Raw genomic sequence first — 20,609 nt, forward strand, 5'->3', positions numbered from 1 at the left:
GTCGATATTTTCACCAAAATCAGGCAAGTCTTAACGACTTGCCTGACTCAGCAATATTATTTTTCAAATGGGAATTTGAACTGTGTAAGTCCGAATTCATCACGAAGTCCGATAAACTCTTTCTGAACTGCCTCTGTTACCGGAACTCCCTTATCTTTACGATACATCCATACATCGTACTCTTTCTCACCTGCGGTGTAGATACGTTCCTGTCCAGGAGCTTTCTCAGATCCTCTCAGGTCTCTTAAGATATCGCCGCATGTTTTCTTGAATGCTTCAGCGCCCATGAATGCTTCTGTATCGATCGCGATGAAGAAGTGTCCAAGATGATATGGACGGATGCTTCCATCCTCATTCTTTCCTTCCAGTGCTCTTAAGAAGATACCGGACTGAAGTGCTGCGGAAAGGATCTCAACAACTGTGGAGTATCCGTATCCTTTATATCCTCCGTTTGTCTCGCCAAATCCGCCGAGTGGAGCAAGTGCAGCCTGTTTGCTGCGGATCTTCTTAAGGATCTCTACACTGTCTGTAAGCTCCTCACCCTCTCTGGAGATAACAAGACCTTTAGGAGTATCGTGTCCGATACGTGCGTAGTATTCGATCTTGCCGTTCTGGATAACAGATGTTGCACAGTCCAGCATGAACGGGAATGGCTCATCTGTAGGCATGCTGAATGTCAGCGGGTTTGTTCCGAGCATATTCTCAACACCAAAAGTAGGTGCAACGGACGGTCTTGCGTTTGTACCACTGATACCGATCATGTTCTCTTTTGTTGCGAGACCTGTCCAGTATCCTGCGATTCCATAATGAGAAGAGTTACGAACTGCAACCATACCCATGCCATACTTATGTGCTTTCTCGATACACATATCCATAGCTTTCTTGCTGGCTACCATTCCCATACCATCGTTGGCATCAATAACTGCAGTTGTTGGTGTCTCTTTGATGATATCAATCTTTGTTACCGGATTTAAGATTCCAGCTTTGATACGATCAATGTAGATCGGTTTGAAACGGTTGCAGCCATGGCTCTCAATTCCACGTCTGTCACTCTCAAGAAGTACATCAGAGCAAAGTCTTGCGTCTGCTTCCGGAACTCCTACTTTCTCAAATACAGCTGTCATAAAATCATCTGCGAGCTGCCAAGGAATAAAAGGTCTTGTTTCTTTCTCCATTGTAAAAATCCTCCATATACATTATTATAGTTTTTTTATTTTACTTATATAGATCTGCAGCAGGACCCCCTCCTGCCGGAGATTTCAAATTTAGCCTGCCTCCTGTATGTGCCTCACAGAAAGCGTCTTTACATCGCAGTGTCAATCCTCATCTGCCACTGCTCTTCCTCTGTCCGGATAATTGGTGATGATGGAGTTTACTCCCCATTTCTTCATCCTTCTCATATCCTCTTCCTCGTTTACAGTCCAGACATTCACCCCTATCCCGTTCTGGGAACAGCTGCGTACATGTTCTTCCTTCAGATATTCCAGATTCGGATGATAATACTGCACATCACAGGTTCTTGCATAAACCCCTGCATTATCCACATATTTCTCTACCAGAAAGCCTCCTGCAATAGTCTCATCACTCTGTCTGCACAATACAATGGATGCGTTATTGAAAGAGGAAAGAATGATCCGATCCTCCAGACCATATTCGCAGATCATATCAATGACCTTCTCTTCCATACCACCATAATAATAAACACTGTTCTTCAGCTCGATGTTTGTGATCAGATCTTCCTCCTCTGCCATCCACTCCAAATACTCTCTCAGAGTCGGAATCTGAAGTCTGCCGAATTTTCCGGCAAACTTATCCGGATAACTGCAATCCAGTTTACACAGCTCAGCATATGTAAGATCATAGATATACCCGTTTCCATCTGTGGTACGGTCAACCTTCTCATCGTGCATGATCACCGGAACCAGATCCTTGGTCAGCTGTACATCAAGCTCGATCCCCTCGCAACCAGCCTCCACAGCCTTCTGAAACGCCAGCATTGTATTCTCCGGATATTCTCCGCTGAAACCACGATGTCCAAATACTTTCATTCTAATCATCCTCCATTCAATGCATTACATCGTTGTGAGCATTTTTGCTAATTCATATTTCTGATTATATCATAGTGTTTATTTATTTTCAACATTTTTTATCGGTTTTTATATATTTTTTTGTTATTTTTTAATTAATTATTCTTTTAAGCACTAATATTTTTTGTGCATTTTGTATATTTTATTTCATGACAAACAAAGCGATAAAAAAGCCTTTTCAGGTTTATTTTATTCGCTTTGTCTGCCGGAGGGCTGACATATTATAAGCATACAGTTTGCCATATATATCCTTTGCAGATCACTGTATGATCTGCTTCACATTTCCTGTAGCCACGATATCCACGCCTGTGCCTGCTACATTCTCCAGGATCACGTCCCCGATCTGAACCGGCGCTTCCACACATACATCCCGCAGCGCTTCCACACAGTCAAAAATCTTTCCTTTCGGAATATCCTGTGCTGTCTTTACTGACACCACCGGCATGCTTCCATTCTTCACACGAACGGTCGTTGTCACGATCCTGGTCGGATCTGTCACTTCCTTCACTGCATATTCCGCACCTTTTTTACAGGTATTTCCTGTGACGGAAATGATTTCTTTTCCATCCATTTCCACCAGAAGGGCGCATCCCATAGGACATCCGATACAAGTAAGATTCCTTTTTTCCATTTTCATCACTCCTCCACCTGGATCACAAGTTCATGTTTATCCTGTTTCTGTTTTCCTTCCAGAATGGAAAGAAGCTGCTCTTTTTTCAATTTGATCTGTTCCATCTCTCCGGGTGCTGCCACCTGTTTTTTTCTGGAAAAGATCCGTTCTCCATCCAGATATGCACGGATGTAACAATTTTTATATACATTTCCCACACGGAAGCGGACCAGCTGCTCCTCCGCCATGTGACCGATACGGATCTCAGACGGCACTGTATAGCGGACTCCGTTTTGGGGCGAAAGCGTGATCTTTATCTCTTCCGGTATTTTGTCCTCTCCATTGTTGTTTACATAGAGAGCCGCATTTCTTCCTGCATTGCCAGCTTCCTCCGAAACAAAATCCACCAGATCATGAACATGAAGAACATTTCCGCAGGCAAAAATACCTTCTACATTTGTCTCCAGACTTTCGTTTACCACCGGTCCGGAAGTCACATTGCTCAGCTTCACACCTGCCTGTCCGGAAAGCTCATTCTCCGGGATCAGACCAACAGAAAGAAGAAGCGTATCGCATTCAAAAAATTCCTCTGTACCGGGAATCGGGCGTCTGTTTTCATCTACCTCTGCAAGAGTGATTCCTTCCACGCGCTCTTTTCCTTTTATGTCAACCACTGTATGACTAAGCTTCAACGGGATTCCAAAGTCATCCAGGCACTGCACAATATTTCGCTTCAGGCCTCCGGAATATGGCATCAGCTCTGCCACTGCCTTAACCTCTGCGCCTTCCAGCGTCATACGTCTGGCCATGATCAGTCCGATATCACCGGATCCCAGGATCACTACTTTTTTTCCCGGCATAAATCCTTCCATGTTTACAAGGCGCTGTGCTGTTCCTGCTGAATAAATGCCTGCCGGTCGATATCCCGGAATGTTCAGTGCACCTCGCGGTCTCTCTCTGCAGCCCATGGCAAGGATCACAGCTTTTGCCTGGATCTGATACATTCCCTCCTGGCGGCTCATGGCAGTGATCACCTTATCCTGGCTGATATCCATGACCATGGTGTTCAGCCGGTACTCGATCTGCCGCTCTTTTACCATCCGGATAAAACGTGCCGCATATTCCGGTCCTGTCAGCTCCTCCTGAAATGTATGAAGGCCAAATCCATTATGGATACACTGATTCAGGATCCCGCCCAGTTCCTTATCACGTTCCAGGATCAGGATACTCTCTGCTCCCTCTTTCTTTGCAGCCAGGGCTGCTGCCAGTCCTGCAGGGCCTCCGCCTATGATCACGATATCTCTCTTCACCATAATCTTATCATTCATGGTTCTCGCCCTCCTCTGCAATTTTTTTGTTGATTCCTTCGATCAGTCTGGAATCTCCGCCTGTTTTTGTGATCTCCTCCATGGAAATGCCAAGCTCTCGGCTGAGGATCTCCATTGTTCTGGGAGAGCAAAAACCTGACTGACATCTTCCCATTCCTGCTCTTGTACGACGTTTTACTCCATCCAGGGATTTCGCTCCAAGAGGTCTTCGGATCGCATCCAGGATCTCTCCCTCAGAGATCATCTCACATCTGCAGATGATATTTCCATATTCCGGAGATCTTTTGATCAGCTCATTTCTTTCTTCCAGAGAAAGCTCTGACGGATCCAGGATCCCTTTTCTCACCGGATCAAAATCCGGATTTACTTCCGGATGTAATTTTTCTTTTACGATATCAGCAACCATACAGCCAATGGCCGGTGAGCTGGTAAGTCCCGGTGATGCGATCCCTGCACAATCGATAAATCCGGGTGCATCCTCCACCTCTTCGATCACAAAATCCATACCGTCCTCGATAGCACGGAGTCCTGCAAAGCTTGTGATCACCTTCCGCAGTGGAATATCCTTTACTGTTTTCCGGGATTTGGCACTTACTTCCTCCATTCCCTCTGATGTAGTCGCTGTTTCCTCCCGATCCTCCAGATCCGTAGCTGTAGGCCCGATCAGAAGATTACCGTGAACAGTCTGTGTTACCAGAACTCCTTTTCCGTTCTTATTTGGAAGCGCAAAGATCGTATGATTCACATGTGTTCCTGCACTTTTATCAAGAAGCATATACTCACCCTTACGAGGAGTGATATGCAGTTTTTTCTCACTTACCATATTATGAAAAACATCCGCATAGACACCGGCAGCATTGACGATACAGCCTGTCTCAAAATCACCCTTTGAGGTTTCCACAACAAAACCATTTTCCTGTTTTCGGATGTTCTTTACTTCTGTGTCAAATTTAAATTCCACGCCATTGTTATATGCGTTCTCTGCCATTGCAATGTTCAGCTCAAAGGGACAGACAATTCCGGCTGTCGGTGCATACAGTGCTGCCAGCACCTGATCAGACAGATTCGGCTCCATGGCAAGTGCCTCTTCTCTGTCAAGGATCCTCAGTCCCTCTACTCCGTTTTTCAGTCCTCTTTCACGCAGCTTATGCAGCATGGCAATTCCATTCTCAGTTGTACAGACAGTCAGCGAACCAGTCTGTTTAAAAGGAAAATCCAGTTCCTTCGAAAGCTGTCCCATCATATTGCTGCCCTTCACATTCAGTTCCGCCATAAGGCTTCCCGGTTCTGCATCATAACCGGAATGAGCGATTCCGCTGTTTGCTTTGGAAGTTCCACAGCATACATCCTCTTCTCGCTCCAGAACGCAGATTTTCAGCCGATATCTTGAAAGCTCTCTCGCCGCTGCCGCTCCGGAAACTCCTGCTCCGATAATGATCACATCATACATAGATCTGTTTCTCCTTTCCTGTTTGCGGATCTTCTGAACTGTCCCCGGCTTTCTCTGCGCCGGAAACAGCAGAATATCCGTTGCAACACAAGCATTGCCGTCCGCAGGTAAATATTCTGCGAGGAGTACTGCTTACGAACAGCAATCTTTCAAGCGAATATGCCATTATTTTTATGCCGTAACCCTTGTAACCCTTGTAATCCTTTTGAAACATTAACATTTGTGCATAAAAATAGCCGGCATAAAAACACACTTATCCATGTGTCTTCATGCCGGTCTCTGTTCTCAATGGCATTCTCTGTATTCAGCAAGCTGAATCAGATTCCTTCTTCACTTTGTATTCATTGTATCAGACTATTCTTCATATTTCAAGTGCATTTTTCGTAAAATACATCGTTTTTTCTTTAACATGCTCTTAACTTCACCAAAAGCCTGATAAATTTCATTGTATTCCCGATCATATTTCCTCCACAGAAATAACTCCTTCCTGCTGTCTTACCTCACGAAATACAGTATGGCGTGCTTTCCATTTGGCAGCCTCCATTGTTGCCTGGATCACCACACTCTGTGTTTTGGATCTCTTTTTGATGATAACTACGTTGGAAATCAGGATGTCCTCTTCCCGAAGCTTCTTTATGACCATACTCATCTTATCTTCATTTTCAAACTCCATATATACGTCATAAGTATTGGAATGCTCTTCCACATAAACCTCTATATATTTCGCATATTTGAACACCAGAATAAGCCCCAGCGTGGTAAAGATCGCACCGCTGTAAAAGCCGATCCCCACAGCAAGTCCGATGCACGCGGAGGTCCAAAGACTGGCTGCTGTCGTAAGACCGGATACATGTCTCTGTCCGGTCACGATGATGGTTCCTACTCCGAGAAAACCGATTCCGCTGACAACCTGTGCGCCAAGTCGTGCAGTATCTCCGATTCCTGCCCCATTAGAATATACATGGATAAAATCGCCCGTCATCATAACCAGAGTTGCCCCCATACAGACGATCATATGTGTTTTTACACCTGCCACACGCTTCTTCATTCCACGGTCAATACCGATCAGACATCCAAGAAACATCGCAAGAATCAGCCGAAACAGCGTCGATCCCATATTTAAAGTGTGCAAATAATCCGATATTGCATTACATGCTCCGAGAATTCCGCCCATAAATTTGCTCCTTTCCTGTTGTAACATTATTTTCTGCCGGTGATAACGCCAATCGCGCATCCTTCCATTTTGCCCTGCACGAGCGCACAGGCCGCACTACCTCCACCTGAAAGCTGTCTAGTCAGCCGGACTCGCTCCGTCCGTCTCACTACGCAGTTTTTCATATGACCCTGTGCCCCGGATATATTCCCCGTAGTCTCACAGCATGTAAAACAGCAGGGATACCGGCGCCCGGCGGCGGTATCCCTATCTGTTGCTCTATCTACTGATCAGAGGGCATTCTGATCATTTAATAGATTCGTTATAGTTCTCGATTGCTTTGTTTACAGAAGCTGCAAGCTGATCAACACCTTCCTGTGTTGTGATCTTGCCTTCGTATACCTGAGGCATAAGCTCATTAAATGTAAGACGGGCTTCTGTCTGTACACCGGAGAGAACACCTGCTGTATTTGCATTTACAGGAGAATCTTTCAGCTGGTTGATAGCTGTCTCAAAGTTCGGGTTCTCTTTGAGGTAAGCTTTCATATCATCTGTCTCATAAGCTTTCTCGTTGATCGCAAAGTATCCTGTACCCATGGACCATTTAGCCTGTACATCCGGAGTTGTGATGTACTCGATGAATTTCCAAGCTGCATCTTCATTTGCTTCGTTTCCTGTATCTGTAAGCCACAGAGAACCACCACCGATGATAACGCCGCCTTCATCATTCTTCTCGATTCTCGGAAGATATCCTGTACCAACTTCGAACGGAGAAGAATCAACTGCATTTTTCAGGATAGCGGTAGACTCGATGATCATGCCAACCTGTCCGGAGAAGAATGCTGTCTGGGTATCTGCTGTTGTTGTTCCGTAATCTTCAAAATATCCGGAATCATACAGTTTTTTCCACATGTCAAATACTTTCAGGCCACCACCGTTGGAGTCAAAATCAACAGCTGTAACTGCCTCTGTACGTCCATTGTCATTATTTCCATATGTTAAGCCAAGTCCTGCAAGCTGCTGTTCAAAAAACCATCCGTAAATAGCCTGTGAATAACCAACCGGAGCTGCTCCGCTCTCTACGATTTTCTTGGAGTCTTCAAGAACCTCATCGTAAGTTGTTGGCGGTGTCTCAGGATCAAGACCTGCTGCTTCAAATACATCTTTGTTATAATACAGCATAGGTGTGGATACGTTGAATGGCATTGCATACTGTTTGCCATCTACAGTATAGTAGCTGCTGATAACGTCCATAACGGAACTCTTGTCATAACCTGTGGATTCGAATTTGTCCTCTACCGGGATGACAGAACCACTGTCATACATGAATTTTGTTCCAACATCATACATCTGGCAGACATCCGGAAGACCAGAATCACTCTGCATAGCTGCTTTCAGTTTTGTGATGGTGTCATCATAAGTTCCCTGATACTCAGCTTTAATTTCAATCTCATCCTGAGATGCGTTGAAATCATCTACGATCTGCTGAAGCACTTCACCGTTTGTACCACCCATTGCATGCCAGAATGTGATGGTAGTTTTGTCAGCTGCACTTACTGAGCACGGAGCTGCGAGAGATGCTGCCATGATTCCTCCTAAAAGAATCGCCATCCATTTTTTGTTTTTCATATAGAAACCCTCCTTTTATATTGGTCCGGCCTGCCCCAATACAGTCCGGATAAATTAACGTTTTTACTACTTGCTCTTATGTAATTGGATCAACCCTTAACGGCACCAGCTGTCAGACCACTAATCATCTGTTTCTGACCAATGATGAATACAAGGATTGAAGGAATCAGGATGACCATGGCACCAGCCATAACCGGTCGGAAGTCTGTTGCCTCAGCACCCTGGAGCATACCAAGACCGATCTGAACAGTTCTCATATTTACACTGTCTGTTACAAGCAGTGGCCACAGATAGTAGTTCCAGCTCTGAAGGAATACATAAATGATCAGAGCACCAAGTGATGGTTTGATAAGTGGAACACCGATGGTATATAAGAATTTAAAGTTTGTACATCCATCAATTTCAGCTGCCTCATGGATCTCCTTCGGCAGTGTCAGGAATGCCTGACGCATGTTAAATACCGCAAAAGCTGCCGCTGCATTCGGAAGGATCAGAGCTGCGTATGTATTACGGATACCCCAGTCAGCGATTGTCAGGTAGTTTGCGATGATGATCGCCTGGCTCGGGATCATCATGGTTGCCAGCATGATATAGAACAGGACTTTTTTGCCCTTGAACTCCATCATAGCGAAAGCATAGGCTGCAAGAGCGCCTGTAACAACCTGAGCAAATGTGATGACACCGGATACGATCAGCGAGTTCTTAATGAAAGTAAAGAACGGTGCCAGCTGGAATGCTCTTGTGTAGTTCTCGATGGTCAGATGAGACGGCCAGAACTTTCCACCATAGATCTCTTTCAGATCCATCATACTAACATTGAAACAGTAGATAACAGGAACGATAATAATAATCGCAAAAATTATATTCAGCGCATACATCGCCACTTTTACATATGGTTTTTCTTTCATCAGTAGGTCACCTTCTTTTCCAGTCTAAACTGCAGTGCAGTCAGGATAATCAAAATAACGAACAGAACTACGGATTCTGCACAGGCCACACCGAAACGGCTGTTGATAAATGCCTCCTGGTAAATCTCATACACGATAACGTTGGTACTCTCTGCCGGTCCGCCCTGCGTCATCATCTTAAACTCTGCGTATGCCTGTACGGAGTTGATAACATTGATGATAAGAAGGAAGAACAGTGTCGGAGAGATTGACGGGATCGTTACATGGCGGTGCTTCTGGAAGAAGTTCGCACCATCCAGTGCAACGCTCTCATAAAGTTCAGACGGTACACTCTGGATCGCTGCGGTAAGGTAAATGAAGTTCATACCGATCGCCATCCATACACTAACGATCGTTACCGCGATCAGTGCATATCTCTTATCTGTCAGCCATCCGATATGAGTTCCAAGAGCCTTGTTCAGGATACCAAGAGAACTGTGGAAAATGAACATGAACACTACAGATGCCGCTGCTGCGGAAATAGCCATTGGAAGTGCATATACAGTACGGAAAAATCCCTTTGCCCTGATCTTCTCTGTACTGATGATCGCCAGTATAAAACCGAGCACAATAGAAAGGATAACTCGCATAACAGAGAATTTCAGTGTTGTCACCAAACTGTTAAGGAACGTTCCATCTGTAAAAATATTCGTATAGTTGTCTAGCCCTACATACTGTGCCACCTGACCAAGAGGTGTGGTTCTGGCAAAACTTAACTGAATCGTCTTAACAAACGGCCAGAATACAAACAGTATAAAAAGGATCATTACAGGAATCAGATAGAGATATGGCTCTACTGTCCTGAAAAAAGATTTCTTACTTTTCATTGTATATCACCTGCTTTTCATAAATTTGTGTACTTCTGATCAGTCCTGTTATTACGGTCCCCCATATCTGCAACAGTTCTGATCACGTTGCCCTTTACACATCCTGCCGGAAAATACTTCCGTTATATCTTCCGGGCTTTACCCCAATGTATCATATCAAAATGCCCTCCTGCTACCCTCCTCTGCATTCATGTATTGTTATATTTACCAACTTTTAACCAAATGATAACACATGTTTTACATATAATCAACAGTTAAATTTGATTTTTTCAATATTTTTTCATTAACTTTTGATAATTATTTTCATTGTATAGTGCATCATTTTATATATTTTGCACAATAGCAAGCGCTTTAACAAGGCAATCTGATACGATCACCTTCTTCTCAAAAGCCAATAAAAAAAGCGACAGAAATAACACATCTTTCGATGTATTCCTTCTGCCGTTCTCTCTTCTCAATGGCACTGTCTGTTTTATACATTTCAGACACTCTCTTTACTTGTTGTGATGCATTATACCGTAATTTTCACTATATTTCAAGAGTTTATCTGCATTTTTTATGTCATTTTCAATAAATATTTTTTTAACAAACAGGCCTTTTCAATATTTTCGGATTTTATGCGGATCATCCGGTATCTACGCTTTTCTTTTTCTGAACCATGAGATCAGGTACAGAATGACACCAAAAGTTATCAAAAAAGGTGCAACAGCTACCAAAACTGTTGTCAAAAGTATCACGATCACTACAGCAACTGCGATCACAATTGCTTTTCCATACCAGGTACTGAGATCCAGTTTGTAACTTCTTGTCCTGCCGGTCGTACTTCCGGCACTGCTGTCTGCATAATCATCTGCTCCATAACTTTCTTCTGTATACCCGGACTCATCATAAACCTCTGTTCCGTCATCGGTATCAATAAGAGTCCTTGCGATCAGCCTTGGATCGCCAAGTTCTGCAAGTACCTCCTCCTCGCTCCGTCCATTATGGACCTGAGACTGGATATAATCCTCATAATAACGCACATGTGCCGCAGCTTTTCCCTGTGACATCTGACCGGACAGCTGACTTCTCAAAATCTCCAGAAATTCTCTTCTGCTCATATATATGATCAAACCTCTCTTTTATTTTCCCCATTATATCATGACTGGCAAAATCAAATCAGAAACAAACCATAAAATTTTTATTAAAAAAGTCCGGATGTTTCAGCGGCAAAAGCCGCAAACTCCGGACTTTTTATAAATTCAGCAGATCTTCCGATATTTATCACAAGTTACTCAACGTGAACGGCTCCAGTGCTTCTGATATTCATAGGATAAACATTCTCACGTCCTACATACTGTGCCATATACTCCACATATTCCTCTGCATTCTCAATTGGAAGGACACACATGATAACACCTGCAAAACCACCGCCATGAACTCTGCAGATACCTGCTCCGATCTTATTCAGGAACAGCTTGGTAAGCGCCAGGCTGAGTGTGATCTTCTGTTCCTTACAGTTCTGCAGGGAATAACAGTTCTGCAGCCACTCCCAGGAAGAATTGCCAGACTCCTCAAGGAGACGAAGGAATCCCTCACCATCTTTATTCTCAACAGCCTTCACTGCATCTGCAACACGTCTGTTCTCTTCATAAAAATGCATCGCACGAAGAACCGCACGGTCATTCGGGATATCTTTAACATGAGCAAGAAGATTCTCCATATTGGACTCGCAGAGAAGCTCCACACCCATAGCCTTTGCAGCCTCTCGCATCTCCATAGGAATAGAAGAATACTCCTCACTGAGATCTGCATGACCCTTTCCGGTATTTACGATCACAAGTCTGCATCCCATATCCTCAAAGGAAAAGGCGATCTTCTCGCAGCTGATATTCTCCTTATCAGAGAAATCCAGCAGAATCGGGCCGCCGGCAGCGCATGCCATCTGATCCATCAGACCGGAAGCTTTTTTCCAGTAAACATTCTCCGCATACTGGCCGGCCCTCGCATACTCGCCGTACTCCAGTTTTCCTTCGTTGAAGAAGTAGTTGGTAATTGCGCATACCAGCATCTCAAAAGATGCAGAAGAGCTTACACCGGCAGCTGCAATAACCTTTGTGGAAACATAAGCATCAAAACCACCTGTCGCATAGCCTTTCTTCTTCATATATTCCATGATACCTGCGACAAGAGCATCGGTACCTTTTGTATAAGTTTCTGTGCTGAGTTTGTCAAGGTCTACAACTACTTCCTGTCTGTAACCTTCACTGATCATATGGATCACATTAGTTCCGTTTGGATAAGCTGCACCGATAGTATCCAGATCAATACTTGCGGCAATGATCTGTCCGCCGTTATGGTCAACATGGTTGCCAATGATCTCTGTACGTCCCGGAGCAGTAAAAAACTCAGCCTTGTCGTGATGATATTTCTTCTCGAAATTCACTGCAAGGTTTGTATAACGAGCACTGCTCTCCTCTGTCTCACCATAGATTTTTTTCAGCACTTCTGCTGCTGGAATTTTGATCGTTCCCATTTTCGTATCCTCCTGTTTTTCATGTTGATCCGGGCTTTTTCTGGTATTGTTCTTCCTGCTGCACGGTTTTCGTATATCCGGCCGCCGCCAGAGCCTTCGCCCCTGATTTCCGGTGATCTGTCCCGTCACGTTTTCTGTACCTTTATTATAACAGCCCTGTCACTTCTGTCCATAAAGATTTTGTGTAAAAACCGTATTATTTTGTGGTCTGCAAGATACTGGCTTTCTTTTTCCCTTTCTGTTAAAATATACCCCGACAGATCTCGTTATCCCAACGGGGGACTGACCGGATCCCGGCATTTTTATGAAAGGAGGCCACATCTATGCAGATCATCACAAATAACGCGGGAAAAGAACTGAAGAAGCACGGTGACAGCGCTTTTCCGTTTCTGGTAAGCTACGAACGGCTTTCCGGTTACGAAACCGGCTCCTTTCTCTGGCACTGGCATCCGGAGATCGAACTTACTTATATCCATAAAGGCGAAATGCTTTATAAAGTCAATCAGAACACCTTTCACCTGAAAGAGGGGCAGGTGCTTTTCGGCAATGCCAACGCCCTTCACGCCGGTTACATGTACCATAATCAGGACTGTCAGTATATCCCTGTCACCTTTGATCCCAAACTGATCTATGGTTTCCCCGGAAGTATCCTCTTCCAGAAATACACAGAACCGATCCTGCGGAGTTTTTCTCTCTCTGCAGTTCCTCTGGATCTTTCCATGAAATGGCATCAGGATGCCGTGGAAGATATCCGGCAGATCATTGCCCTTGACAGCCAGCGAAAACCGATGTATGAATTTGAGATCATTGCCCGACTGCAGCACTTCTGGAAGCTTCTGTGCGCCAAAACACTGTCCCAGGCTTCCGCCCCTTCCGGACAGGATGAAGAAAATTACCGCCGCATCCGCCGCATCATGTCCTATATTGCAGAACACTATTCCGAAAAGATCCAGCTGGAGGATATTGCGGAACTCATCCACCTGAGCCCCAGCGAGTGCAGCCGGCTTTTCAAAAAGTGTATGAATATTACTCTTTTCGGATACATTCAGGAATATCGCATTGAACGCAGCCTGGAATACCTGGAAGATTCTTCCTGTTCCATAACGGAAGCCGGATTACTGTCCGGTTTTTCGGACTCTAATTATTACACCAAAGTATTTACAAAGATCAAAGGATGTACTCCAAGACAATACAGAAAAAAACAGCTGCGCTGATCCCCGCTCGCCTTCACAAAGCACAAAAAAGATGCTGCTTTTATACCATATCCGTCAAAGCAGCATCTTTTTCCAGTTCTTATATCATTCTGTATATCTCTTTGGCAACGCCATCCTCTTCATTACTGTCCGTTATATGGTACGCAGCCTCTTTCAGATGTTCCGTTGCATTCTTCATTGCGATCCCATACTTTACAGACCGGATCATATCCAGGTCATTGTCCGCATCTCCAAACGCCATCGCTTCTTCCGGGGAAATCTCCAGAAGTTTCAGAAGCTTCAGCAGTGTTTTTCCTTTACCGGCCTCCGCATTTCCGATCTCAAGAAGATGGGAAACGGATGAAGTCACATAAACTCCCGGAATCTTTTCCCGGACTTCCTTTTTCACGGTGTCTAAAGCCTGTGGATCTCCACATACAAAATCAAAACTGTCCACATGTTCTCTGTTTTCTTTCACAAATTTCCGGATGTTTTCCACAGGATGGCGCGTTTTTTTCACATAACCGATGCCAAACGCGGTGGCTCCGTATCTGGCGGGATCTTTCACATGATCGGATGCTGTATACGGAATTCCCTTCACGAACACTTCAATTGTCATATTCTCAGGCATGGAAATCTCAAGAAGCGCATCTACTGCTTCTGCCGGAACCAGACTTTCATAGATCCTGGTCCCTCCGGAACCCGAATACACGGCAGCGCCATTGGAAGTGATCACATATTCCACTCCCGGAAGTGCCATCACTTCCACGGGAACAGCCTCCAGGGCACGCCCGGTGGACGGAACAAAATATATCCCTGCTTCTCTGGCCTTCTCCAGTGCCTTACCTGTTTCCTCTGATATCGACTTGTCATTTCGTAGAAGAGTTCCATCCAGATCGCTTGCGATCAGTTTCACAGCCATAAATCAAAACAGCTCTTTCATAGTTGGATAAAGTTTACGGAATTTCTGATATTTCTCTTCATATTTCGCAACCAGTTCCGGATCCGGTTCTACAGTATCTACAACTTTTACCATTTTTTTGCAGATGGTTTCCACATCCGGATATGCCCCGCATCCTACGGCCGCCAGCATTGCACCACCCATGGACGGGCCTTCCTCGTTCTCAGGTACATCCACTTTCAGATCCATTACATTGGCAATGATCTTTTTCCAGAGAGGACTCTTGGCTCCGCCGCCACAGATCTTGGTCCGTTCAATGTTGATACCAAGGCTTCTCGCTACCTCAAGGGAATCACGAAGGCCAAATGCAACACCTTCCAGAACCGCCTGTGTCATATCTGCTCTTGTGGTATCCATGGACATTCCGAAGAATACGCCTCTTGCATCCGGGTTGTTATGCGGAGATCTTTCTCCCATGAGGTATGGAAGGAAGAATACCTGATTCTCGCCAAGCTTCTGGATCGGTGCCTGTTCTGCCACGAAATCCTTCGTCTTGAGGATCTCCTCAGACCACCATTTGTTACAGGAAGCAGCGCTTAACATGCATCCCATAAGATGATAACTTCCATCTGCATGATCAAAAGAATGAAGGGCATTATTCTCATCCACACCGAACTCTTTGCTGGAAATAAAGATCGTGCCGGATGTTCCAAGGGAAATATTACACTGTCCGTTACCAACAGTTCCTGTTCCGACAGCAGCTGCTGCATTGTCGCCCGCACCAGCTACGACTTTCACATCTTCAGAGAAACCAAGCTCTTTTGCCACTTCCGGTTTCAGAGTGCCAACTACCTGCCAACTTTCATACAGCTTCGGAAGCTGTTCCTCTGTGATATGGCAGATCTCAAGCATTTCTTTTGACCAGCAGCGGTTTTTCACATCCAGAAGAAGCATACCGGAAGCATCCGATACATCTGTGCAGAAAGATCCGCTTAAACGATATGCAAGATAATCTTTTGGAAGCATGATCTTTACAACTTTTTTGAAATTCTCAGGCTCATTTTTCTGCATCCAGAGGATCTTCGGTACAGTAAATCCTGCAAAAGCGATGTTTGCAGTGTACTGGGAAAGTTTATCTTTTCCGATCACAGTATTCAGATATTCTGTTTCCTCACCGGTACGGCCGTCGTTCCAGAGGATCGCCGGGCGGATCACGTTGTCGTCTTTGTCCAGAGTTACCAGACCATGCATCTGACCGCCAAAACCGATTCCAGCTACTTCCCTGCGGTCAATTCCCTCTGTAAGCTCTTTGATTCCTTCCATACTCTCCGTGAACCAGTCTTCCGGATTCTGCTCAGACCAGCCCGGATGTGGAAAAAACAGTGGATATTCTTTGGATACGATGTTGCAGATCTTTCCGGATTCTTCCATAAGAAGAAGTTTTACAGCTGAAGTTCCAAGATCAACGCCAATATAATACATAGTAATTTTTCCTCCTGTAAATACAGAAACCGCGACTCTCAGTTCGCAGCGTCTGCACGCCTGAGAGTTCGCGGTTTCCGAATTATAGTCAAGCGGATATTCGCAATCCACTTCGCTACTTGATTTGGTTAATTTTATGTTTTACTGAATTATTTCCATGGATTCTCTGTAGGATATCTTACACCTGCCGGCTGATTATAACCGATTTCCTCAACCGGTACACCAATATATTTGAATACTTCGAAGAGAGCTTTTCCATGATGTCCGAATGCTACTGCGCCGTGATGCGGGAAGCCTCCCTCGATCAGCACGTGACGGTAGAAACGTCCCATCTCCGGAATTGCAAATACTCCGATTGCTCCAAAGGAACGTGTTGCAACAGGAAGAACCTCTCCATGTGCGATATAAGCACGAAGCTTGTTATCCGCAGTGCTCTGCAGACGATAGAATGTGATATCTCCTGGTTTGATATCTCCCTCAAGTGTTCCGTTTGTAACCTCGATCGGAAGAGATCTTGCCATGATCATCTGATATTTCATCTCACAGAAAGCAAGCTTGCTGGATGCGGTATTTCCACAGTGGAATCCCATGAAAGTATCCTGAAGTGTATAGTCAAATTTTCCTTCGATGGACTCTTTGTACATATCCTTCGGTACGGAGTTGTTGATATCAAGGAGTGTAACAATATCATCACTTACAACCTGTCCGATGAACTCACTTAAGGTTCCGTAGATATCAACCTCACAGGATACCGGAATGCCCTGTGCTGTCAGGCGGCTATTTACATAACATGGAACAAATCCGAACTGTGTCTGGAATGCCGGCCAGCATTTTCCTGTCAGTGTTACATATTTACGATATCCTTTGTGATCTCTTACCCAGTCTTTCAGAGTCAGTTCATACTGTGCAAGTTTCGGAAGGATCTCCGGTTTCTTGTTTCCTGCACCAAGCTCTTCTTCCATCTCTTTTACGATCTCAGGGATTCTCTCATCCCCTGCATGATTATTGAACGCCTCAAAAAGATCCAGTTCAGAGTTCTCTTCAATCTCAACTCCAAGATTATAAAGCTGTTTGATCGGTGCGTTGCATGCAAGGAAGTTTGTAGGACGTGGTCCGAAGCTGATGATCTTCAGGTTGCTTAATCCCTCGATAGCTCTTGCGATCGGAAGGAAATCGTGGATCATATCTGCACAGTCCTCTGCATCACCTACCGGATACTCCGGAATATATGCTTTTACGTTACGAAGCTGCAGGTTGTAGCTTGCGTTCAGCATACCGCAGTAAGCATCTCCACGTCCCTGGCAAAGATTATCCTGTGTTTCCTCTGCTGCTGCGATGAACATCTTCGGTCCTTCGAAATGTTTTGCAAGAAGTGTCTCGGAAATCTCCGGTCCGAAGTTTCCAAGATATACGCAAAGTGCATTACATCCTGCTTTTTTGATATCTTCAAGAGCCTGGACCATATGGATCTCACTCTCTACGATACAGACCGGACACTCATAGATATCTTTTGCATCGTATTTCTTTGTGTAAGCATCTACAAGAGCTTTTCTTCTGTTTACGGAAAGGCTTTCCGGGAAACAATCTCTGCTGACTGCAACGATTCCGACTTTAACTTCTGGCATGTTGTTCATAATCTTCATTCTCCTTTTTTATATCCGGCAGATCTCCACCGGCAATATCATTGAGCATTTTTATATCGGGCAGATATTTTCAATCCATATCCGCTGCACTGCATTTTCCTGAGGGATCTTCAGTCGATGGTGATATTCTCACCTTTCAGGCCATTGAACGCACCCTCGATCTTCGCATCTTCATGAGCGATGAGCCATTTATTCTTGGCTGTCATCAGACCGTCCTCGCCGTCTTTTGGCATCGGGAAATCAATCTCTGTGTTGGTTCCTCTTGGAAGAACAACTACACACTGAAATCCACTCTCATTTACATGACATGGTGCATAATGAAGCGTTGTGGCGTAAACTTCGATCCCGGTTCCTGCCGGTACAAGAAATGCCTCGATCTTAGAGGTATCATATGTAAAATCCGGTTCCACATCCTGCTGATGTCCGATAAGAAGCACCAGATCTGTCACTGCCACATTGATCTCGGAATTTCGGTGATACTCTACAGCATTCAGTTTTTTGTTATGACCGTTGCAGTATCCGATCTCGACAGGTAAGCCTCCAAAAGCTCTGTTTCTGAGATCCTTCTCCACCTCAAGAGCTTCCAGTTCCTCCACAGACGGAACATATACCACATCTTCCGGAACCGGTGTGTGTTTCATTTCTTTCAGAAGCGCACTGAAATTGTATCCTTCCAGAACTTTTCCATATTTACGGAAAGCCGGATCTGTTACTTTCTGAATTTTCACGTTTTTAGCCTCCTTATAGAGTTACTGTTTCGTTTTGAACTGAAAAAAGCATACCATATCGTGGTATGCTTTTCGCCGTTTTTCTTGTCTCATTCATAGCACTTTTTTGACATTTTAATGGATCTGACGTTCCACCTTTCCGGGCAGGATCCCATAGCGCTTTACAAATTCCTTGGAAAAAGCCCTGCTGCTTGCAAATCCATTATCAAGCGCAATGGAACTGATCGTATGATCTGTATTGAGAAGTTCCTTATAAGCGTATGCCATGCGGATATCCTGCAAATATGTCTTAAAATTGACCTTCGCATACTTACGGAACATTCTTGACAGATATGCATCTGAATATCCGAACATGGAAGCAAGTCCGGAAAGTCTGAGATCTTCTTTGTAGTGTTCCCGCATGTAAGTGGTTATTTTTGACAAAGCATCCAGTCTCCGGCTGGTTTTCAGCTCACTTTCCTCCACCTGCGTTTCCCTGTATGTAGAAACCATAAGATAAAGAATTTCATAGAATACTGCCCTGGTGCGGAATTCATAGCCTGTTTCCCGCGACATATATACCCGGTACAATTCCTGGATCAGGGAAACCATCTTCCGGTCAGTCTCTGACGGATCTGCTGCTTCCGTTTGCCCCATTGTCCCAAAATTTAAACGGATATTCCCGCTGTGATTTCTTTCGTGCCCATAACCATACTCATTCCGCCCTGCGTCTGCCCTGCGAAACCGGATAAATCTCTGAGCTGTAAAATAATCTTCAAATTGCTTCAATGGGATCTGAAGTACGATCGTCTCATTACGAAACGGTGCCTGGATAGAATGTACCTCATTGGAATTGATGATCAGAAATTCTCCTGCCTTCAGCGGATATTCCACCTCATCAATATAGAAAGAAAGACTCCCCTCCATTACCGTAAAAATCTCTATGGACGTGTGCCAGTGTTTTTCTCTGACATAATTTCCGTTTCTGCCTTCAAAAAGAAAAAGTTTAAACGGAAGTCCCTCATTGGGAATGATCAGTTCATGCTGAAACTCCATACCCATCCCCCTTTTCTTTTTTTCGTTGAGCTGTCTGTACATGGCGGACAAGGCTTCCGTAAAAAGCTGCCAGGATCTGCTGGAATAAAGTACCGATCATAACGGGGAACAGTACTTCCGCCGGAAAATACGCCCCCGCGATCACTGCTCCCGCACTGATGTTACGCATACCGGGACCATAGATCATGGAAACTGTGGACTGCTTATTCTGCTTTGTAAAAATAGCAATAAGCCAGCCGATCGCATATCCGCCAGCTGCCAATACAAGGATCGTCACTGCCACTTCCAGTCTTTCTCCATTCAGGTGTTTCATATATGGTGAAACCTTGGATGAATTGGAAGTCACCACAAAGATCAGACACATTTTTGAAAAAGGTGCCAGTTTTTTCGGCCAGGTCTCCATGACTTTTCCATGGCTGACTTCATTGAGGCACATGGCAAGTACCGCCGGAAGTGCGATCATAAATACCAGTTCCTTCATCATACCCATCGTATCCATTTTCACACTGGAGCCTACCAGGATTTTCAATGCAGCAGGTATGAGAAAAGGTGCCAGTATCGTGTCGATAACCACCAGCGAAAGAGAAAGGGGACTGTTACCATTATAAATCGATACCCACATCAGACTGATCACAGCCGTCGGCACGGAAAACTCCAGCACCATTCCTGTGATATAATTGGCATTTCCGGGGAACAGCAGATGTCCGATCCCGCAGGCAATCACAGGTACCAGCACATGAAGGACAAAAAGCATCAGGATCAGAGGAAGCGGTCGTTTAAACACATCCGCAACATCCCGAAACCTGGATTTCAACGCTCCAATAAAAGTCATAAACGCAAACGCATACGTTACATACGGAACACCATGCTTCGCAATATCCGGAAAGAGTACTCCCATAAGGAGACACACCGGTGTCACAAAAGCCATCCATTTCTCTATAAAACTGTTAAATTTTTCCAGCATACTACACCTCTTTACCTTTTACGCTTTCTTTGATTTCTTTCAGTGTAGCATAAATTCATTACAACGCAAGAAAAATATAAATTTATAAATACTGGACATGTAGAACAGATATGGTAC

The 20,609-nt window shown here is 44.6% G+C and carries 18 protein-coding genes; 1 reads left to right on the forward strand and 17 read right to left on the reverse strand.

The window, feature by feature from the left end; genetic code table 11:
* Window positions 1-56 precede the first annotated feature (56 nt).
* From GPK81_RS07905 to GPK81_RS07955, 11 genes are all read right to left on the reverse strand, one after another.
* The gene (locus GPK81_RS07905) at window positions 57-1,175 is read right to left on the reverse strand and encodes an Ldh family oxidoreductase (protein ID WP_021976754.1); all 1,119 of its coding nucleotides are present in this window, start codon (window positions 1,173-1,175) and stop codon (window positions 57-59) included.
* Window positions 1,176-1,316: 141 nt separating this feature from the next.
* Complete coding sequence (locus GPK81_RS07910; RefSeq protein WP_021976755.1) at window positions 1,317-2,048, reverse strand: glycerophosphodiester phosphodiesterase; 732 nt, start codon at window positions 2,046-2,048, stop codon at window positions 1,317-1,319.
* A 298-nt stretch (window positions 2,049-2,346) separates the two neighbouring features.
* Window positions 2,347-2,718: a DUF1667 domain-containing protein gene (locus GPK81_RS07915; protein WP_021976756.1), complete on the reverse strand. Its 372-nt coding sequence runs from the start codon at window positions 2,716-2,718 to the stop codon at window positions 2,347-2,349.
* 5 nt (window positions 2,719-2,723) lie between these two features.
* Window positions 2,724-4,010, reverse strand: coding sequence for an NAD(P)/FAD-dependent oxidoreductase (locus GPK81_RS07920; protein ID WP_119248200.1), 1,287 nt, complete (start codon window positions 4,008-4,010; stop codon window positions 2,724-2,726).
* Between the two features lie 7 nt (window positions 4,011-4,017).
* The gene (locus GPK81_RS07925) at window positions 4,018-5,475 is read right to left on the reverse strand and encodes an NAD(P)/FAD-dependent oxidoreductase (protein WP_174087577.1); all 1,458 of its coding nucleotides are present in this window, start codon (window positions 5,473-5,475) and stop codon (window positions 4,018-4,020) included.
* Window positions 5,476-5,932: 457 nt separating this feature from the next.
* A complete protein-coding gene (locus GPK81_RS07930) occupies window positions 5,933-6,649 on the reverse strand; it encodes an MgtC/SapB family protein (RefSeq protein WP_015527451.1) in 717 nt (238 codons plus the stop codon).
* A 285-nt stretch (window positions 6,650-6,934) separates the two neighbouring features.
* Window positions 6,935-8,257: an ABC transporter substrate-binding protein gene (locus GPK81_RS07935; RefSeq protein ID WP_174087578.1), complete on the reverse strand. Its 1,323-nt coding sequence runs from the start codon at window positions 8,255-8,257 to the stop codon at window positions 6,935-6,937.
* A gap of 89 nt (window positions 8,258-8,346) precedes the next feature.
* Window positions 8,347-9,165 (reverse strand): carbohydrate ABC transporter permease, encoded by an 819-nt coding sequence (locus tag GPK81_RS07940; RefSeq protein ID WP_021651865.1) that lies wholly within the window; start codon window positions 9,163-9,165, stop codon window positions 8,347-8,349.
* Window positions 9,165-10,031 (reverse strand): carbohydrate ABC transporter permease, encoded by an 867-nt coding sequence (locus tag GPK81_RS07945; RefSeq protein WP_252196627.1) that lies wholly within the window; start codon window positions 10,029-10,031, stop codon window positions 9,165-9,167. Before GPK81_RS07945 ends, GPK81_RS07940 begins: the two co-directional genes overlap by 1 nt.
* A gap of 635 nt (window positions 10,032-10,666) precedes the next feature.
* The gene (locus GPK81_RS07950; RefSeq protein WP_021976762.1) at window positions 10,667-11,131 is read right to left on the reverse strand and encodes a DUF1700 domain-containing protein; all 465 of its coding nucleotides are present in this window, start codon (window positions 11,129-11,131) and stop codon (window positions 10,667-10,669) included.
* Between the two features lie 170 nt (window positions 11,132-11,301).
* On the reverse strand, window positions 11,302-12,546 hold the full coding sequence (locus GPK81_RS07955) for a galactokinase (protein ID WP_021976763.1): 1,245 nt from the start codon (window positions 12,544-12,546) through the stop codon (window positions 11,302-11,304).
* A gap of 323 nt (window positions 12,547-12,869) precedes the next feature.
* Here GPK81_RS07955 and GPK81_RS07960 point away from each other — a divergent pair, with 323 nt between their 5' ends.
* Window positions 12,870-13,760, forward strand: a complete 891-nt coding sequence (locus GPK81_RS07960; protein ID WP_215706839.1) for an AraC family transcriptional regulator — start codon at window positions 12,870-12,872, stop codon at window positions 13,758-13,760.
* 79 nt (window positions 13,761-13,839) lie between these two features.
* Here the strand turns inward: GPK81_RS07960 and GPK81_RS07965 are convergent, their stop codons facing one another.
* The 6 genes from GPK81_RS07965 to GPK81_RS07990 form a co-directional block, all read right to left on the reverse strand.
* Window positions 13,840-14,661 carry a Cof-type HAD-IIB family hydrolase gene (locus tag GPK81_RS07965; RefSeq protein WP_215706840.1) on the reverse strand — a complete coding sequence of 274 codons (822 nt, stop codon included), beginning with the start codon at window positions 14,659-14,661 and terminating at the stop codon, window positions 13,840-13,842.
* A gap of 3 nt (window positions 14,662-14,664) precedes the next feature.
* On the reverse strand, window positions 14,665-16,122 hold the full coding sequence (gene xylB, locus GPK81_RS07970) for a xylulokinase (RefSeq protein WP_215706841.1): 1,458 nt from the start codon (window positions 16,120-16,122) through the stop codon (window positions 14,665-14,667).
* 149 nt (window positions 16,123-16,271) lie between these two features.
* Entirely contained in the window at window positions 16,272-17,756 is a 1,485-nt protein-coding gene (locus GPK81_RS07975) for an L-fucose/L-arabinose isomerase family protein (RefSeq protein ID WP_118062038.1), read from the reverse strand.
* Between the two features lie 119 nt (window positions 17,757-17,875).
* Window positions 17,876-18,493 (reverse strand): DUF4867 family protein, encoded by a 618-nt coding sequence (locus tag GPK81_RS07980; RefSeq protein WP_021976768.1) that lies wholly within the window; start codon window positions 18,491-18,493, stop codon window positions 17,876-17,878.
* Between the two features lie 114 nt (window positions 18,494-18,607).
* The gene (locus GPK81_RS07985; RefSeq protein ID WP_021976769.1) at window positions 18,608-19,528 is read right to left on the reverse strand and encodes an AraC family transcriptional regulator; all 921 of its coding nucleotides are present in this window, start codon (window positions 19,526-19,528) and stop codon (window positions 18,608-18,610) included.
* Window positions 19,512-20,492, reverse strand: a complete 981-nt coding sequence (locus GPK81_RS07990) for a bile acid:sodium symporter family protein (protein ID WP_215706842.1) — start codon at window positions 20,490-20,492, stop codon at window positions 19,512-19,514. Before GPK81_RS07990 ends, GPK81_RS07985 begins: the two co-directional genes overlap by 17 nt.
* Window positions 20,493-20,609: the final 117 nt, after the last annotated feature.

Origin of the sequence: Blautia sp. MCC283, from assembly GCF_018785565.1 — a bacterium.
In the GTDB taxonomy this organism is placed as follows: domain Bacteria; phylum Bacillota; class Clostridia; order Lachnospirales; family Lachnospiraceae; genus Blautia_A.

Coding starts and splice junctions, on each gene's coding strand:
- GPK81_RS07905 (WP_021976754.1), bottom strand. CDS start 1,175: ATGGAGAAAGAAACAAGACCTTTTATTCCTTGGCAGCTCGCAGATGAT.
- GPK81_RS07910 (WP_021976755.1), bottom strand. CDS start 2,048: ATGAAAGTATTTGGACATCGTGGTTTCAGCGGAGAATATCCGGAGAAT.
- GPK81_RS07915 (WP_021976756.1), bottom strand. CDS start 2,718: ATGGAAAAAAGGAATCTTACTTGTATCGGATGTCCTATGGGATGCGCC.
- GPK81_RS07920 (WP_119248200.1), bottom strand. CDS start 4,010: ATGGTGAAGAGAGATATCGTGATCATAGGCGGAGGCCCTGCAGGACTG.
- GPK81_RS07925 (WP_174087577.1), bottom strand. CDS start 5,475: ATGTATGATGTGATCATTATCGGAGCAGGAGTTTCCGGAGCGGCAGCG.
- GPK81_RS07930 (WP_015527451.1), bottom strand. CDS start 6,649: ATGGGCGGAATTCTCGGAGCATGTAATGCAATATCGGATTATTTGCAC.
- GPK81_RS07935 (WP_174087578.1), bottom strand. CDS start 8,257: ATGAAAAACAAAAAATGGATGGCGATTCTTTTAGGAGGAATCATGGCA.
- GPK81_RS07940 (WP_021651865.1), bottom strand. CDS start 9,165: ATGAAAGAAAAACCATATGTAAAAGTGGCGATGTATGCGCTGAATATA.
- GPK81_RS07945 (WP_252196627.1), bottom strand. CDS start 10,031: ATGAAAAGTAAGAAATCTTTTTTCAGGACAGTAGAGCCATATCTCTAT.
- GPK81_RS07950 (WP_021976762.1), bottom strand. CDS start 11,131: ATGAGCAGAAGAGAATTTCTGGAGATTTTGAGAAGTCAGCTGTCCGGT.
- GPK81_RS07955 (WP_021976763.1), bottom strand. CDS start 12,546: ATGGGAACGATCAAAATTCCAGCAGCAGAAGTGCTGAAAAAAATCTAT.
- GPK81_RS07960 (WP_215706839.1), top strand. CDS start 12,870: ATGCAGATCATCACAAATAACGCGGGAAAAGAACTGAAGAAGCACGGT.
- GPK81_RS07965 (WP_215706840.1), bottom strand. CDS start 14,661: ATGGCTGTGAAACTGATCGCAAGCGATCTGGATGGAACTCTTCTACGA.
- xylB (WP_215706841.1), bottom strand. CDS start 16,122: ATGTATTATATTGGCGTTGATCTTGGAACTTCAGCTGTAAAACTTCTT.
- GPK81_RS07975 (WP_118062038.1), bottom strand. CDS start 17,756: ATGAACAACATGCCAGAAGTTAAAGTCGGAATCGTTGCAGTCAGCAGA.
- GPK81_RS07985 (WP_021976769.1), bottom strand. CDS start 19,528: ATGGAGTTTCAGCATGAACTGATCATTCCCAATGAGGGACTTCCGTTT.
- GPK81_RS07990 (WP_215706842.1), bottom strand. CDS start 20,492: ATGCTGGAAAAATTTAACAGTTTTATAGAGAAATGGATGGCTTTTGTG.